This window comes from Bradyrhizobium sp. LTSP885 (assembly GCF_000938305.1).
GTDB lineage: Bacteria > Pseudomonadota > Alphaproteobacteria > Rhizobiales > Xanthobacteraceae > Bradyrhizobium.
Genome location: NZ_JYMT01000042.1, coordinates 738,179 through 753,422, shown reverse-complemented (window position 1 = coordinate 753,422; position 15,244 = coordinate 738,179). Strand labels below are relative to the sequence as shown.

The following is a 15,244-nucleotide window of genomic DNA, read 5'->3' as shown; positions in this document are numbered from 1 at the left end:
CATGAGCTTTTCCAGTGCAGGTTATCAGTTGCAGCCGGTGCTGCCGGAGCTGGTGCTCGCGGTCGGCGCCATGGTGCTGTTGATGATCGGAGCCTATCGCGGGCAGGGGACGGCGCGGCTCGTCACCACGCTCGCGGTGCTGCTGCTGGTCGTGACCGGCGTGCTGGAGCTCACGCTGCCGGCCGGCAAGCTCGTCACCTTCGGCGGCAGCTTCATCGTCGACGATTTCGCCCGCTTCCTGAAGATCCTCGCTTTGATCGGCTCGGGCGTGACCCTGATCCTGGCGACCGAGTTCCTGTCCAATCCGTCGCAGCGGATCTTCGAGTTTTCGATCCTGGTGTTGCTGTCGACGCTCGGCATGCTGGTGCTGATCTCGGCCGGCGACCTGATCACGCTCTATCTCGGTCTCGAACTGATGAGCCTCGCGCTCTATGTCGTCGCCGCGAGCGCGCGCGACAATGCCAAGTCCAGCGAGGCCGGCCTGAAGTATTTCGTGCTCGGCGCGCTGTCGTCGGGCATGCTGCTCTACGGCGCATCGCTGATCTACGGCTTCACCGGCACGGTCAACTTCGCCGGCATCGCCGCGGCTGCGACGTCAGGCAGCATCGGCATCGTCTTCGGCCTGGTCTTCCTGCTCGCCGGCCTCTGCTTCAAGGTCTCGGCGGTGCCGTTCCACATGTGGACGCCCGACGTCTATGAGGGCGCCCCGACCCCGGTGACGGCCTTCTTCGCCTCGGCCCCGAAAGTCGCGGCACTTGCCGTGTTCACTCGTGTGACGCTGACCGCGTTCCCGGGGATCGTCACCCAGTGGCAGCAAATCCTAGTGTTCGTCGCGATCGCCTCGATGGCGCTGGGCTCGTTCGCAGCGATCGGTCAGACCAATATCAAGCGCCTGATGGCCTATTCGTCGATCGGCCACATGGGCTTTGCCCTGGTCGGCCTTGCTGCCGGCACGGTCGAGGGCGCGCAGGGCGTGCTGGTCTATATCGCGATCTATGTCGCGATGACGCTCGGCACCTTCTCGATCATCCTCGCCATGAAGCGCAACGGCCAGGCAGTCGAGCAGATTAGCGATTTCGCCGGTCTGTCCCGCACCAATCCGCTGCTCGCCTTTGCGTTTGCGATGTTCTTGTTTTCGCTCGCCGGCGTGCCGCCGCTCGCCGGATTCTTCGGCAAATGGTACGTCTTCGTGGCGGCGATCAAGGCCAACCTGTTTACGCTCGCGGTGATCGGCGTACTGACCAGCGTGGTCGGCGCGTTCTACTATCTGTCGATCGTCAAGGTGATGTATTTCGATCAGCCGCTCGCCAAGCTCGATCCGATGCGCCTCGAGCTGCGCACCGTGCTGGCGGTTGCGGGCATCTTCAACATCTTCTTCTTCGCCTATCCGGGGCCGCTGGTCAGCATGGCTTCGGCGGCGGCGAAGTCGCTATTCTAGGGCATGATCCCGAAAAGTGGATCCCGGTTTTCGGAGCGGATCATGCCCAACAAAAACATCGAGTCCTGCATGATTCTGGCTAAGCCGGATCAGCCCTGAGATGGTATTTACTCTCGGATCCCGAGCTATAACGGCGGGCTACAAGCTCGCAGCCTTCGACCAGATCGGCTCGACCAATGCCGAGGCGATGCGGCTCGCGCGCGAGGGCGAACGCGGGCCGATGTGGTTCGTGACGCCGGAGCAGACCGCGGGACGGGGCCGGCGGCAGCGGGCGTGGGTGGCGCCGCGCGGCAATCTCGCCAGCAGCGTTCTTGAGGTGATGGACGTTCAGCCCGCGGTGGCGGCAACGCTCGGCTTTGCGGCCGGGCTGTCGCTGGTGGCCGCGTTGCAGAGGGTTAGTATCGAGGCCGCGCTGCGGCTTGGGCCTGGCAGCCCGAAATATACGTTGAAGTGGCCAAACGATGTGCTGGCCGACGGCAAGAAGCTCTCGGGCATCCTGCTCGAGGCCGAGACCATCGGCGACCGGCTGGCCGTGGTCGTCGGCATCGGCACCAATGTCGTCGCCGCGCCCGAGGGGACGCCAACGCCGGCCGTGTCGCTGGCGGCGCTCGGTGTCCAGATCGGGGCGGAGGAGCTGTTTAGGGCGCTGTCGGACGCCTGGGTCGAATTCCGTGGTATCTGGGACAACGGCGGCGGCTTCGCGGACATCCGTCGTCTCTGGCTGGAGCGCGCCGCCGGCCTCGGCGACAGGGTCGCGATCCAGACCGGCAATGCGGCGCTCGAAGGCACGTTCGATACGATTGACGACACCGGCTGCCTGATCGTCCGCACCGCGGACGGCCGGCGGATGCCGGTGACGGCCGGCGAGGTCTATTTCGGCAGCGCAGCCTCGATGAGGACCACCTGATGGCGCGACCCGACGAATTGACCTTTGCGCCGCTCGGCGGCGTCGGCGAGATCGGCATGAACCTGTCGATCTACGGCCTCGGCAACCGCAACCAGCGATCCTGGCTCGCGGTCGATCTCGGCGTCTCCTTCGGTGACGAGGAGCATCTTCCGGGCATCGACCTGATCATGCCGGACATCCGCTTCCTCGAGAAGGAGCGCAACAATCTGATGGGCCTGGTGCTGACGCACGCCCATGAGGATCATTTCGGCGCCATCATCGACCTCTGGCCGAAGCTGCGGTGCAAGATCTACGCGACCAAGTTCAGCGCCGCGCTGTTCGAGGCCAAATGCGCCTCGGAGCGCAATCCGCCGAAAATCCCGGTGACCGTGATCCCGTCCGGCGGCCGGGTCGATATCGGGCCGTTCAACGTCGAGTTCATCCCGGTCGCGCATTCAATACCGGAATCGCACGCGCTGGCGATCAGGACCGAGGTCGGCACAGTGCTGCACACCGGCGACTGGAAGATCGACCCGACCCCGATCATCGGCGTGCCGACCGACGAGCGGCGCTTACGCGAAATCGGCGACGAAGGCGTGCTGGCGCTGGTCGGCGATTCCACCAATGCGGTGCGCGACGGACGTTCGCCGTCGGAGACCGAGGTTGCCGCCACCATCAAGAAGCTGGTCGGAGCGGCCAAGGGCCGGGTCGCCGTCACCACCTTCGCCTCCAACGTCGCCCGCATGAGGGCGGTGGCGGATGCCGCCAACGCCGTCGGTCGCGAGGTGGTCGTGGTCGGCCGCGCCATGGAGCGCATGGTGCTGGTGGCCCGCGAGTGCGGCTATCTCGACGCCTCGCATAAGTTCCGCAGCACCGATCACTACGGACATTTTCCCGCCGACAAGGTGCTGGCGCTCTGCACCGGCAGCCAGGGCGAGCCGCGTGCGGCGCTGGCCCGGATTGCCAATGACGACCATCCGCAGGTCACGCTCAACAAGGGCGATACCGTGATCTTCTCTTCGCGCACCATTCCCGGCAACGAGAAGGCGGTCGGCGGCATCATCAACGGGCTGGTGATGCAAGGCATCGAGATCATCACCGACCGCGATCACCTCGTGCATGTTTCCGGCCATCCGCGCCGCGACGAATTGCGCGACATGATCTCCTGGGTGCGGCCGCAGCTTCTGATCCCCGTCCATGGCGAGGCGCTGCATCTGGCCGAGCACGCCAAGCTGGCGCGCGCCGCCGGTGTGCCGAAGGTGCTGGTTTGCCGCAATGGCGATCTGGTCAAGCTCGGCCCCGGCGATCCCGGCATCATCGGCGAAGTGCCCTCCGGGCGGCTCTACAAGGATGGAACCATCCTGGAGGACTCCAAGTCGCGCGCCGTGGTGGAGCGGCGGCGGATGGGCTTTGCCGGCGTCGCCTTCATCGCCTTCGCCGTGACCGACAAGGGCGAGCTTGTTGACGATCCCGAGGTTGATCTCGTCGGCATGCCGGAGAAGAATAGCGAAGGTGAGCCGCTCGACGACATCGTGTTCGATGCTGTCGTGTCGACGATTGAGGGCCTGCCGAAGGCGCGGCGGCGTGATCCGGACGCGATGGCGGAATCGGTGCGCCGCACGGTGCGGTCGGTGCTGAACGAGCACTGGGGCAAGAAGCCGATCTGCCTCGTGCACGTTCTGACGGTCTGACGCGTCCTAAAAGGCGCGCGCGATGACAAGGGAGAGACGCATGCTGGGCCGGCTCAATCATGTCGCGATTGCGGTCAAGGACGCCAGGAAGGCCGCGAAGATTTACGGCTCCGCGTTCAATGCCGAGATTTCCGACGCCGTGCCGCTGCCGGACCATGGCGTCGTCACCGTGTTCGTGACGCTGCCCAACACCAAGATCGAGTTCATCGAGCCGCTCGGCGAGGCCTCGCCGATCGCGAAATTCGTCGAGCGCAATGCCGACGGCGGCATCCACCACATCTGCTACGACGTGCCCGACATCATCGCTGCCCGTGACCGCCTGATCGCCGACGGCGCGCGGGTGCTCGGCGATGGCCAGCCGAAGATCGGCGCCCACGGCAAGCCGGTGTTGTTTTTCCACCCCAAGGACTTTTCCGGCGCCTTGGTCGAGATCGAGCAGGCCTGAGCCGCATGGTGTACCTGATCTCCACCGGGCTTGCGATCTACTTCGTTCTTTGGTGGCTCGTGCTGTTTCTGACGCTGCCGTTCGGCGTCCGCAGCCAGCATGAAGACGGCGTCGGTGCACCCGGCACCGATCCCGGCGCGCCGATCCTGGCGCGGATGGGGAGTAAGCTGATCTGGACCACGATGATCTCGGCCGTGATCTTCGCGGTCGGGATGTGGGCCTATTACGCCGGCTATCTTTCGGTCGAACGTTTGTCGAAACTGATGGGGATGCCGTTCTAGAAGCGACTTTAAGTATTCGGAGGAGATGAATGAATTTCCAGCGGATCGCGATCGTTCTCTTCGTGCTGCTTGCCGCCGGCCTCGCCGGATCGTTCTATTTCTCCTGGAAGACGCTGACGCGGCTGCGCACCGTGCAGGCTTTTGTCGAGAGCTCCGTCTTTGCCGACGCAGTCGCTGCCTGCGAGCGGGCGCCGAGCAGCACGCCGTTCAAATGGAGCGGCAAGACCGCCGTGATCGGACTCAGCTCGGTCAAGCTCGACAAGAACATTGTCAGCGCGAGCTACACGCTGGTCGCCGACAGCGTTTATTGCGACTATGATCCGGTCGGGAAGCGGGCCTATATCGGCTCGAATTTCCTGGAACGGGAGTGAGGATCAACCTCACCCCGTGAGTGTGGGGAGACGAAAAAGATGAACCTGCAGGCGCAACCAAGCTCCTCCGGGCAGGGCCAGTATCGAATCCTGCGGGAAGCCGATCTTCGCGATTATCTGGCGGGACTACCTCCCGTCGCCGCGCAACTCGGTGGCGTACCAGCTGGCTGGTCGATCAGCGAGGTCGGTGACGGCAACCTCAATCTCGTCTTTATCGTCAAGGGGACCAGCGGCGGCATCGCCGTCAAGCAGGCGCTGCCCTATGTGCGGCTGGTCGGCGAGAGCTGGCCGCTGCCGCTGTCGCGCGCCCATTACGAGCATCTGGCGCTCGTGCATCAGGCACGCCTGACGCCGAAGCTGGTGCCGGCGATCCTGCATCATGACAACCCGCTCGCGCTGACTGCGATGGAGTTGCTCGAGCCGCATATCATCATGCGCAAGGGGCTGATCGGCGGTATCGCTTATCCGCGCTTCGTCGAGGATATCTCGACCTTCATGGCGCAGACGCTGTTCTTCTCGTCCGATCTGGCGCTGTCGGCCGCCGAGAAGAAGGAGGGGATCGCTGATTTCGCTGGCAACCACGCGCTCTGCAAGATCACCGAGGATTTGATCTTCACCGACCCCTATCGCGTCGCCGAACAGAGCCGCTGGACCGCGCCCTGGCTCGACACGATTGCGGCCGCCTTCCGCGAGGACCTCGAGCTGCATGTCGCGATCTCAAGGCTGAAGCTGAAATTCATGGCAAGCCCGGAGGCGCTGATCCATGGCGATTTGCATACCGGCTCGATCATGGTCACCGTAACAGAAACCAAGGTGATCGACCCCGAATTCGCGTTCTACGGCCCGATGGGGTTCGATATCGGCGCCGTCATCGGCAATCTCATCATGGCCTATCTGGCCTCCGCAGGGCACGAGCGGTCGCCCGGCGATCGTGCCGCGTTCGAGGCCTGGCTGCTGGAGACGATCGAGGGCGTCTGGACCGAGTTTTCCCGGAAATTCCTCGCGCTGTGGCGCAGCGAGGGGAAGGGCGACGGCTATCCGGTCTCGCTGTTCACGGGCGAGGCCGGCGCCGCGCGGCTGGAGACGGAGCGGCAGGCCTATTTGGCGCGGCTGTTCCAGGACACGGTCGGCTTCGCCGCGGCAAAAACCATCCGGCGCATTCTCGGCCTCGCGCATAATCTCGATTTCGAGGCGATCGCCGACGAGAAGCTGCGCGCGATTTGCGAGGCGCGGAGTCTGAGGCTCGCGCGCACCATGATGCTGGATACGCCGTCGTTCACGACCATCGGCGCGGTGACGAGGGCGGCGCGCGAGGCGCGCGGATGGCAGCCGGATTTTGCCAGATAGTTGGGACGGAAGGTCGGCCCATACATCTGAGTTGCCCGACGGCGCAAGGCCCTGCGATAAAATATTTCGCTTTATCAGAAGGACAACTCAGTGCTATAGATCTCCCGTCTCATCCGATTGAGGGGCGCTCGCGATCGTCACGAACGTTGCGGTGAGATGCGGTGGCCGCCGAATGCGCAACTGACGAGAGCGCGTGAGGCGGACGGTGAAGTCGTGTGGACCTGACGCCCCAGTGGTCGGTGTCCTGTCGCAAACGCGCAAGCGTTTTGTGATAGCGGTGACAACAAAGCCCGGTCTCGCCGGGGAGAGCACGTATAAGCCGTAAAGCCATCGCGCAGGGAATGCCGGAGTGCCTCCGCTGAACCTGTATGCTCGTGTGCGTTCTCTTTCTATCCATTGCACACGAGACCGCGGGTGCAGCGTGCACCCGGCATTCCCTGCGCCCTCTGCTTTGAGGGCGGAACGTGAAGCAAAGCTCGGGCAGATCATGCCGCGAGAACGCGGAAGTATGAATCACAGACCGCGCAACACATTCGCTGTCGTCCCGGGCTTGACCCGGGACCCATACCCACGAATGCCTATTGGTTTGCAGCGCTGGGGCCACAGCTCATTTCAACAACGCGACCCTGTGGTTATGGGTCCCTGCTTTCGCAGGGACGACGGTGTGAGAGAGCCGCGCACCCGTTGCCATCGCCGTCAGCAAGCTTAGTCCGCGGTCCGCTCCCGCAGCCGCTGCGCATAGACGTTGATGATCAGCGCGGCGAGCAGGATGACGCCGCGGATCAGGATCTTCAGGAAGCTGTCGATATTGACATGGTCGAGGCCGTTGTTGAGCACGCCGAGCACGAACAGGCCGACGATGGTGTTGCCGATGCCGCCGCGGCCGCCGAACAGGCTGGTGCCGCCGACCACTACGGCCGCGATGGAATCCAAAAGATAAGTGTCGAACTCGTTCTGCTGCGCGCTGCCGAAATGCGCGACGCCGAGCATGCCGCCGATCCCGGAGCAGACCGCCGAGATCACCATCACGCTGCCGAGGATCAGCTTGACGTTGAGGCCGGAGAATTCCGCGGCCTCGCGGTTGCCGCCGACCATGTAGACGTAGCGGCCGAACCGCGTGTAGGTCAGCACCAGATGGCCGCCGAGCAGCATCACCGCGGCGACGATTACGATCCAGGGGATGCCGCCGATCGAGCCGGAGCCGAGCGTCGTGATCAGCGGCGGTATCTTGTAAGCGATCTGGCCCCGCACCAGCAGCGCGGAGACGCCGGCCGCGATCTGCATCATGGCGAGCGTCATGATGAAGGAGGGGATGCCGATCATGGTCAGGCCCAGCGCATTGACGAGGCCGAGCAGCGCACACAGCGCCAGCGCCATAAGGATCGCGGCCCAGCCGGGCATCGGGAGGTTGGCGATGTTGACGTAGGAGTCCTGCAGCGTGAAAAACGCCACCGCGATGCCGGTGACGTTGGCGATGCTGGCGATCGACAGGTCGATTTCGGCGCACAGGATCACGAAGGTGAGGCCGACGGCGATGACGCCGGTGACCGACACCTGCGTCAAGATGTTGCCGAGATTGTCGAGCGTGGCAAACGAGGGACTCGATATGGCGAAGAAGGCGCTGAGAAAGATCAGCGTCAGGAACGGTGCGATGTTGCGCATCTGCGAGCGCACGAAGCTGCCGAGCCCGCGCGGCCGCTTGTGATCCACCGGCGTCGTCGCGCCGTCACTGCTTGCCATCATTCGACTCCATCAAGCGGCTTCGAGCAGGCGGTCTTTACTCACCGCCTCGCCCACGAATTCACGCACCACCGCGCCGCGCTTCAGCACAAGGATGCGGTCGGCCAGCGACAGCACCGTCTCCGGCTCCGTCGACAGCACGATGATCGCCAGTCCCTTGGCGCGGAGATCGCGGACGATGTTGATCACGTCGTTCTTGGCGCCGACATCCATGCCGCGGGTTGGCTCGCACAGCACCAGCAGGCGCGGCGGGTAGGTCAGCCATTTCGCCAGCGCCACCTTCTGCTGGTTGCCGCCGGAGAGCATGCCGAGGTCGAGGCCGACGACCGGTGGCCTGATCTGCAGCTGCTCGACCTGCCGCATCGCGATCTCGCGCTCCCGCGCGGGCTTGAGCAGCAGGGTGGAGATTCGATCGAGGATGCTGATCGAGATGTTCTTGTAGACCGGTTCCTGGTGAAACAGCATCGCGCGCCGGCTTTCCGGCACCAGCGCGACGCCGGCACGCCGCGCGTCGGCGGTGCTGCGGAATCGCTTCGCGGAGCCGTCGACCGCGAGCGTTCCGCCATCCGGCTTCAGCTTGCCGAACAGGATGCGCGACAGCTCCAACTGGCCGCAGCCCATGAAGCCGTAGATCCCGAGCACCTCTCCGGCGCGGGCCTCGAAGGAGACGTCTTGCAGGTTGCGGCCGAGCGAGAGCTGGTCGGCCTTCAGCACCACCGAGGCGTCGCTGGATGGCTGCAGCATGCGGTCTTCGGTGTAGCTGTGCTCCAGCGCTTCGCCGCCGCGGCCGATCATGGCTTCGATCAGGGCGATCTTGGTGGTATCGGCGGCTGCGGTTTCCGCGACCTTCCGCCCGTTGCGGAACACAGTCACCGTGTCGGAGACACGCAGGATGTCTTCGATGAAATGCGAGATGAAGACGATGCTGGTGCCTTCTTCGCGCAGCTTGCGCAGCGTCGCGAACAGGCGCTCGACCTCGGGCGGGGAGAGGGCGGAGGTCGGCTCGTCCAGGATGATGATGCGTGCGCCCGAGAACAGCACGCGGGCAATCTCGATCAGCTGCTGCAGGCCGATCGGCAGGTCGCCGAGCCTGGTCATCGGATCGACGTCGATGCCAAACCGAGACAGCTGCTCGCGGGCCTCGCGCGCCATCCGCCGCCATTGCACCAGGCCGAGGCGGTTGGTCGGCTGGTTGCCGAGGAAGACGTTTTCGGCGACGGTGAGGTCAGGGGCGACACTGAGCTCCTGATGCACCATGCCGATCCCGGCCGCGTGGGCATCGCGGGTCGAGCGGAAGCGGGTCTCCTTGCCGTCCAGCATGAAGCGGCCGGAGAATTCCGGATGCACGCCGGCGATGATCTTCATCAGCGTGCTTTTTCCCGCGCCGTTCTCGCCGACGAGACCATGGATCTCGCCGGCGTGAAGCGCAAAGTCGACCCCACGAAGGGCTTCGACACCGCCGAAGGCCTTCGTGATCTGGTTCAACTCGAGGATCGGCGAGCGTCCCTGCGACATGCGGGGTGCTCAGATCAGGAAGTGATCCTCCATCCATTGCATGCCGGCGGCATTGGCCTTGGTCACGACGGGACCGTCGGTCACGACGCTCTTCGGGATGCGGGCGCCGCTCTTCTCGCCACCGACCACGGCAGCAACGCCTGCGACGATCGCGCCGCCATGGATGCGACACGACGGATTGCGGACGGTCGCGAACATGCGGCCTTCGCTGACCGCCTGGATTGCCGGCGGCATGGCGTCGACGCCGCCGATCAGGATGCTGGTGCGGTTATGCGCCTTCATGATGTTGGCGGCGGCCAGCGCCATGTCGTCATTGTGGAAGAACGCCGCGTCGATCTGCGGGTATTTCGTCAGATAGGTTTCCCAGAGCCGGGCGGTCTTGGACACATCCCAATCGCCGGGCTGGGTATCGAGCACCTCGATGTTCGGGAACTGCTTGATGACCGTGTTGAAGCCCTTAGCGCGGCCCTGCGCGCCGGTGTGGCCGAGCGCACCCTGGGTCATGATGACCTTGCCCTTGCCGCCGATCGCGTTGCAGAGCGCCTGGGTCACCGAGGCGCCCATGAACTCGTTGTCGGGCGCGAGGAACGAGTGGACGTTGATCTGGTCGAGCGGCGCGATCAACGTGTCCATGTCGATCACGGGCGTGCCGGCGTCGATCATCTTCTGCACGGGCTGGGTGAGGGTGCCGATGCCGAAAGCCTGGATCGCGACGAAATCCCATTTCTGCGACGCCATATTGTCGATCGCGGCGCGCTGTTTGACGGCGTCCAACTGGCCATCGAACCAGGTCACTTCGACGTTGAACAGCTTGCCCCAGAACTCGGCGGCCTGCTTGCCTTGTGCGCACCATGTCGCCTGCAGTCCGGCGTTGGAGAATGCGGCCTTCAGCGGCTTTTCCGACCGGCCCATTTCGGCTGCGAGCGCGGGGTTCACGCTCATTCCGCCGAACAGCGCTGCCGCCGCTCCGCCGGCTGCAGCCATTTGCAGAAGATCGCGCCTTGTCGTCGGAAACTTGGTCGTCGGAGACTTGTCTATCCCTGGCATTGTTGCTTGCTCCCTCTTCATTTTTCTGCCCGTCGGCGTCAGTTGCACGCGCCGCGGATCAAGGGAGTGTGTCACAATCGAAACGGCCGCGCTACGGCCTCGCGACCGCGGATATTTCTACTCGGCGTGTTGCGCGACGACGGCCGCGACGTCGCGCAACAACTTGTGCCACGCAGCATCGATCTCGTCAGACCATTGCTCGCCGAGGATCTCGCGCAGCGTGTCCGCAATCACGGCAAAGAACGCGACGAACAATTCGCGCGGCGTGCCGTAGGCGTCGTGCGACGACACCTCGCAATCGATCAGTCGAAAATGGCCGGTGCGTTCGCCGGCGAAATCGAGGATGGCTTCGATCGTCAGCGACAGCATCGAGCCTTTCACAGGCTCGCTGCCTTCGGTGCGAAACATCGCCTGCGCTTCGGGATGTCTGTGAAACAGGCGGCGATAAACAAGCGGCGTCAAATCATCGCAGCGTTCAGCTGCAAGTTCGAAGCTCTGCTCGATCGGATTGGATGATGACGTCATTGCAAGTTGCGATCGTCAGACAAAAAAAGAGCAGGGCTCCGAGCCCTGCTCCAAAAATTGTGTCGACCCTGTTTGCCCCAAAAGATTCGATTGATCTTGATTGATGGGGTGACGCTGCTTGTGCGCGTCGGGCTCCTCCCGAGACTTGGACCACCAGGACTCGCCTTGCGGCTGGCCTGAGCCCGAATTGGTAGACTATCTTTTTTCGTTTGTCATCATTTTCGGCAACGATTGTTCAAATTTCGAGCAATTTGCGAAATGATTGGGATATTGCCACTACCGGTTGCAAGAAAATCCTGAAAACTCGCGCTCGGGTAAGGGGATACGGACGCTTTCCCTACTCCGCAGAGGAGCCCGCGCAAACTCGTCACACTCGGCAATTTTCGTTGCCGGGAAGAAACAGGAGAGCGCCACGATCTCGACTCCCGACGCTCACGATGGTTAGTTCCGTTACGGATGGGTCTTATGATGCGCCGGCGGCTGAAGAATTTTCTGCCCATAGTCCTGGTTGCCCTGTTGGTGCAGATTTTTGCACCGATCGGGGCGTGCTGGGCGGCGAGCCTTGCCGCCTCCGACCCGCTGGCGGCCGCCGCGATCTGCCATGGCAATGCAAGCCCACAAAATGGGCAGGGCGACCAAACCGGGCATCGCGCCCATGACGGCTGTTGCTCGGTCTGCAGCGTGCTTCACACCGGGGCGCCGATTGATACCCCGGAGATCGCAGCCGTCGCCGTCGAACGCGTGGCCAGCCACGTCGCGTGGCTCGATTTCGCGTCCGAGTTCGATCGCTTCCGCGCCGGCTCGCATGCGCAGGCCCGCGCGCCGCCATTCTCCTCCTGACGATGTTCTCGCGACCGGTGCGCCTTGCGCGCCGGCCAGTGCCATTGAACCAGCCGGCAGGAGAGCCGGTGTCAGGACAGTTCCCATGTTTCGCTATCATGCCCTCGGTGGCGTGAGCGTTGTTGCCATCCAGGCCGCGCTGCTGGCGCCGGCCGAGATCGCCTACGCGCAGGGCGCCGAGCAAAGGGTGCTCCCGCCCGTCACCGTCGAATCGCCGCATCCGCCGAAGCCGGCGGCGCGCAAACCGGCTAATCGGACGGCCGCAGCTCGGCAGCGGACCACGCCCGTTGTCGCGGCCGAGCGGACGCGCCCGGTCGTGGTCGTCCAGACCGACGGGGCGGGCGCCAACGCCGCCCTGGGGACGCCGCCGGCAGTGGCGCGATTCCAGTTGCCGCAGCGGTCGTTCAGCGTCACCTCGAAGCAGATCGACGAGACCATCAACCTCAAGGACCCCGAGGATGCGGTTAAGTACATGCCGAGCCTGTTCGTGCGCAAACGCAACGACGGCGACAATCAGGCGGTGCTGGCGACGCGGAGCTGGGGCCTCAATTCGAGCGCACGCACGCTGATCTATTACGACGATCTGCTGATCTCGGCCTTGATCGGCAACAACAACTCCGGCGCCTCGCCGAAATGGAACCTGATCTCGCCGGAGGCGATCGGCCGGATCGACTTCCTCAACGGCCCGTTCGCGGCCGCCTATCCCGGCAACTCGATCGGCGGCGTGCTGCTGATTACGTCGAAGATGCCCGACAAGCCGTTCGCCGTGGCCAAGGAGACGGTCTCGGTGATGCCGTGGAATCAATACGGCACGAAGGACACCTATGTGACCAGCCAGACCAGCGCGGCGGCCGGGAACAAGGATGGCCGACTGTCGTGGTTGATCACTGCCAACTACCTCGACAGCTATCAGCAGCCGCTGACCTACACGACGAACGGAACGATACCGGCGGGTACTGCGGGCACGATTCCCGCGCTCAACAAGCAGGGTGTGGCGGCAAACGTCGTCGGCACGGGCATCCTCGCTTACTCGCAACAGACGTCGGCCAACTTCCGCGTCGCTTATGACGTCACTCCCCTTGTGCAAGCAACCTATTCGCTGGGAATCTGGAACAACCATCAGGTCTCCGACCCGCAGACCTATTTGCGCTCGACGGCCACGGGCGCGCCAACCTTCGCCGGCATCAGCAGTTTTGCCAACAGCAAGTATGTCTGGGACGAAACGCACATGAGCAATGCGGTGTCGATCAAGAGCGACACCAAGGGAGTCTACGACTTCGATTTTTCGGCTTCGAGCTACAACTATCTAGAGGACACTCAGCTCAATCCGTACACGGTTGCCGCTTCGGGAACGGGCTACTCGACCAATGGCAAGATCACCCGGATGGACGGCACCAACTGGCAAAATGCAGATGCCAAGGCGATCTGGCGGCCATTTGGCTACGACGGACCACAGGAGGTCAGCTTTGGCGTCCATGGCGACCGCTACGAGCTCAACAATCCCGTTTACGCATCGACTGTCTGGAATGCGACGACGTTGACTGGTACTGGACAGCTCTATTCGTCTGGCCAGGGCGAGACGCGCACGGAAGCTTTGTGGGTGCAGGACGCCTGGAAGATTGTGCCGAACCTCAAGCTCACACTCGGTGGCAGGTTAGAGAGCTGGGAGGCGATAAACGGCTTCAATCTCAACACCACGGCGACGTCGGCCGGGGTTATCACCTCGGCGACCTCGGTCAATCAGCCCGAACTGAGTGCGACGAACTTCTCGCCGAAGGCCTCGCTGTCCTATGATCCCAACAAAGACTGGAACATCACTGCCAATTTCGGCGAGGCGTACCGCTACCCGACGGTAACTGAACTCTACCAGAACCTCACGGTCGGCGGTGTCGCTACCTTTGCCAATCCTTTCCTCAAGCCTGAACAGGATTTCACCGGCGAACTGAATATCGAGCGCAAATGGATCGACGGACGGGTCAGATTGACCTTGTTCAAGGAGCGCACCGACAACGCGATTATCTCGCAGACGAATCTTGTCACAAACCCCACCACCAAGGTTCAGATTCCGACCACCGTGATCAGCAACGTCGATGCAATCCAGATGCAGGGCGTCGAGCTGTCGGCCGAAAAGGACAATGTGTTCGTCACCGGTCTGCAATTGTTCGGCAGTGTGACCTATGTCGATTCGAAGATATTGGCCGATGCGAGTTGGGCCGGCGTCAATCCGTTGACGAACCTGCCGACCACCGTCGTCGGCAAGCGCGTGCCCTATGTTCCGGACTGGCGCGCCAAGGTCGGCGTCACCTATCGGCCGAACGAAAGCTGGGCTTACACGGTTGCGGCGCGTTACAGCGGCAAGCAGTACTCGACACTCGACAACACCGATATCATCTCCCATGTCTACGGCGCGTTCGACAACTACTTCGTCGTGGACATGAAGATCCACTACAACGCGACCAAGAATTTCGCGTTCGATTTCGGCATCGATAACATCTTCAACGAGCAGTACTTCCTGTTCCACCCGTTCCCGGGCCGGACTTTCGTTCTGGCCGGGAAATACACGTTCTGAGCTGGCGAGCTGTCGGCAACAACAAAAGGAGCTTCAATCATGAAAAGAACACTGGCTGGACTTGCCGCGATCTTCGCCCTCGTCATGGTCGCGCCTGCGTCCGCAGAGGACGTCAAGGCCGGCGATCTCGTGATCTCGCAGGTCTGGACGCGTGCCACGCCGAACGGCGCCAAGATTGGGGGCGGCTACCTCACGATCGAGAACAAGGGAACGACGCCGGACCGGCTGGTCGGTGGCTCGGGCGACGTCGCCGGCAAGATCGAGGTCCACGAGATGGCGATGGACAATGGCGTGATGAAGATGCGACCGCTCGACAAGGGCCTGACCATCGAGCCCGGCAAGACGGTGAAGCTCGCGCCCGGCGGCTATCATCTGATGATGTTCGACCTGAAGGCGCAGCTGAAGCAGGGCGACAAGGTGCCGGTCACGCTCGAATTCGAGAAGGCCGGCAAGGTCACGGTGTCGCTGGATGTGCAGGGCGTCGGCGCGCAGGCGCCGGGCGGCGATGACCATTCCGGCCATATGGACATGAAGAAGATGTGAGGTCGA

Annotated in this window: 14 protein-coding genes; 10 read left to right on the top strand and 4 right to left on the bottom strand. The window is 63.3% G+C overall.

Annotated elements, in window-relative coordinates; translation table 11 throughout:
- Position 1 precedes the first annotated feature (1 nt).
- From nuoN to mtnK, 7 genes are all read left to right on the top strand, one after another.
- Positions 2–1,438, top strand: coding sequence for an NADH-quinone oxidoreductase subunit NuoN (gene nuoN, locus UP09_RS32585; RefSeq protein ID WP_044542396.1), 1,437 nt, complete (start codon positions 2–4; stop codon positions 1,436–1,438).
- 100 nt (positions 1,439–1,538) lie between these two features.
- On the top strand, positions 1,539–2,345 hold the full coding sequence (locus tag UP09_RS32580) for a biotin--[acetyl-CoA-carboxylase] ligase (RefSeq protein ID WP_044542395.1): 807 nt from the start codon (positions 1,539–1,541) through the stop codon (positions 2,343–2,345).
- Positions 2,345–4,015: a ribonuclease J gene (locus UP09_RS32575; protein WP_044542394.1), complete on the top strand. Its 1,671-nt coding sequence runs from the start codon at positions 2,345–2,347 to the stop codon at positions 4,013–4,015. The genes UP09_RS32580 and UP09_RS32575 overlap by 1 nt, the downstream gene beginning before the upstream one ends.
- Positions 4,016–4,055: 40 nt before the next feature.
- A complete protein-coding gene (gene mce / locus UP09_RS32570) occupies positions 4,056–4,460 on the top strand; it encodes a methylmalonyl-CoA epimerase (protein ID WP_044542393.1) in 405 nt (134 codons plus the stop codon).
- Between the two features lie 5 nt (positions 4,461–4,465).
- Entirely contained in the window at positions 4,466–4,741 is a 276-nt protein-coding gene (locus UP09_RS32565) for a DUF1467 family protein (protein ID WP_044542392.1), read from the top strand.
- A gap of 29 nt (positions 4,742–4,770) precedes the next feature.
- Complete coding sequence (locus tag UP09_RS32560) at positions 4,771–5,112, top strand: hypothetical protein (protein WP_044542391.1); 342 nt, start codon at positions 4,771–4,773, stop codon at positions 5,110–5,112.
- A gap of 39 nt (positions 5,113–5,151) precedes the next feature.
- Positions 5,152–6,459 carry an S-methyl-5-thioribose kinase gene (gene mtnK, locus UP09_RS32555; protein ID WP_044542390.1) on the top strand — a complete coding sequence of 436 codons (1,308 nt, stop codon included), beginning with the start codon at positions 5,152–5,154 and terminating at the stop codon, positions 6,457–6,459.
- Positions 6,460–7,164: 705 nt separating this feature from the next.
- Here mtnK and UP09_RS32550 read toward each other — a convergent pair.
- The 4 genes from UP09_RS32550 to UP09_RS32535 all read right to left on the bottom strand — a co-directional run bounded on the left by UP09_RS32550 (position 7,165) and on the right by UP09_RS32535 (position 11,286).
- On the bottom strand, positions 7,165–8,199 hold the full coding sequence (locus tag UP09_RS32550) for an ABC transporter permease (protein WP_044542730.1): 1,035 nt from the start codon (positions 8,197–8,199) through the stop codon (positions 7,165–7,167).
- A gap of 12 nt (positions 8,200–8,211) precedes the next feature.
- Positions 8,212–9,714 (bottom strand): sugar ABC transporter ATP-binding protein, encoded by a 1,503-nt coding sequence (locus UP09_RS32545; protein ID WP_044542389.1) that lies wholly within the window; start codon positions 9,712–9,714, stop codon positions 8,212–8,214.
- A 9-nt stretch (positions 9,715–9,723) separates the two neighbouring features.
- The gene (locus tag UP09_RS32540; protein ID WP_044542388.1) at positions 9,724–10,761 is read right to left on the bottom strand and encodes a sugar ABC transporter substrate-binding protein; all 1,038 of its coding nucleotides are present in this window, start codon (positions 10,759–10,761) and stop codon (positions 9,724–9,726) included.
- A gap of 117 nt (positions 10,762–10,878) precedes the next feature.
- Entirely contained in the window at positions 10,879–11,286 is a 408-nt protein-coding gene (locus tag UP09_RS32535; RefSeq protein ID WP_044542387.1) for a globin, read from the bottom strand.
- 465 nt (positions 11,287–11,751) lie between these two features.
- On the opposite strand from UP09_RS32535, the gene UP09_RS32530 reads away from it, so the two are divergent.
- The 3 genes from UP09_RS32530 (at position 11,752) to UP09_RS32520 (ending at position 15,238) form a co-directional block, all read left to right on the top strand.
- Positions 11,752–12,126 (top strand): DUF2946 domain-containing protein, encoded by a 375-nt coding sequence (locus UP09_RS32530; protein WP_245302307.1) that lies wholly within the window; start codon positions 11,752–11,754, stop codon positions 12,124–12,126.
- Between the two features lie 85 nt (positions 12,127–12,211).
- Entirely contained in the window at positions 12,212–14,695 is a 2,484-nt protein-coding gene (locus UP09_RS32525; protein WP_044542385.1) for a TonB-dependent receptor, read from the top strand.
- Between the two features lie 39 nt (positions 14,696–14,734).
- Positions 14,735–15,238: a copper chaperone PCu(A)C gene (locus UP09_RS32520; protein WP_044542384.1), complete on the top strand. Its 504-nt coding sequence runs from the start codon at positions 14,735–14,737 to the stop codon at positions 15,236–15,238.
- Positions 15,239–15,244: the final 6 nt, after the last annotated feature.